Raw genomic sequence first — 1127 nt, 5'->3', positions numbered from 1 at the left:
CGACGGGGTTTCTCGTGTCCCGCCGTACTCAGGATCCGTCTCGGAGAGTGTGTGCTTTTGGCTACAGGGCTTTTACCTCTTATAGCGGGCCTTTCCAGACCTCTTCGCCTAGCACACACCTTTGTAACTCCATGTGAGACGTCCTACAACCCCAAGGAGCAAGCTCCTTGGTTTGGGCTAATCCGCGTTCGCTCGCCGCTACTGACGGAATCACTTTTGTTTTCTCTTCCTCAGGGTACTTAGATGTTTCAGTTCCCCTGGTATGCCTCACCTTGACCTATGTATTCAGTCAAGAGTAACTGTCCATTACGACAGCTGGGTTTCCCCATTCGGAAATCCCCGGATCAAAGCCTGCTTACGGCTCCCCGAGGCAGTATCGTTGTTCGCCACGTCCTTCTTCGGCTCCTAGTGCCTAGGCATCCTCCGTGCGCTCTTATTAGCTTAACCAGTCGCTACAGTATGCTCGATTAGCCGGCCGTTGTCCGTTTCACCTTGATCCTGCAGTTGCCTGCCGATCAAAAGTTTACACTTCCAAAAGTCCATCTCATTCGACCATACTTTCGCTAGCAGTTGGGACAAATCAAGGTCAAGACCTTTCTTTGCCTTCCTGCGATATTTCTCGCTAAAGGATGTTTCGTTCTTTGCTTTCGCTATCCAGTTTTCAAGGTGCAAGTTTTGTTGAACCCTCTCTGATTATGAACATCAGAAAAGACACAACGATTTTCTTTTTGGTGGAGCCAAGCGGGATCGAACCGCTGACCTCCTGCTTGCAAGGCAGGCGCTCTCCCAGCTGAGCTATGGCCCCATAAATGGGTACCGACTCAAAAGTCGATAATGGTGGGCCTTAGTGGACTCGAACCACCGACCTCACCCTTATCAGGGGTGCGCTCTAACCAGCTGAGCTAAAGGCCCAAAGTTTGATTTTCTTGGTTTCCTACCTGAAAGAGAATTACTCTTTCAAAACTGACAACGAGTGAGCGATACACTGCCTGTGTATCCGATTATCTACGTAATCGGGTATTTCCTTAGAAAGGAGGTGATCCAGCCGCACCTTCCGATACGGCTACCTTGTTACGACTTCACCCCAATCATCTACCCCACCTTCGACGGCTGGCTCCTTGCGGTTA

Annotated in this window: 2 tRNA genes and 2 rRNA genes; all 4 read right to left on the bottom strand. The window is 50.3% G+C overall.

Annotated elements, in window-relative coordinates:
• A 23S ribosomal RNA gene (locus AC6B99_RS33315) occupies positions 1–447 on the bottom strand; the annotation flags it as partial.
• Positions 448–729: 282 nt separating this feature from the next.
• Positions 730–805 (bottom strand) — tRNA-Ala (locus AC6B99_RS33310).
• A gap of 30 nt (positions 806–835) precedes the next feature.
• Positions 836–912: transfer RNA gene (locus AC6B99_RS33305), tRNA-Ile, on the bottom strand.
• Positions 913–1029: 117 nt separating this feature from the next.
• A 16S ribosomal RNA gene (locus AC6B99_RS33300) occupies positions 1030–1127 on the bottom strand; the annotation flags it as partial.

The sequence above is a fragment of the Paenibacillus liaoningensis genome, from assembly GCF_059609455.1.
This window is presented reverse-complemented; position numbering and strand designations above follow the sequence as displayed.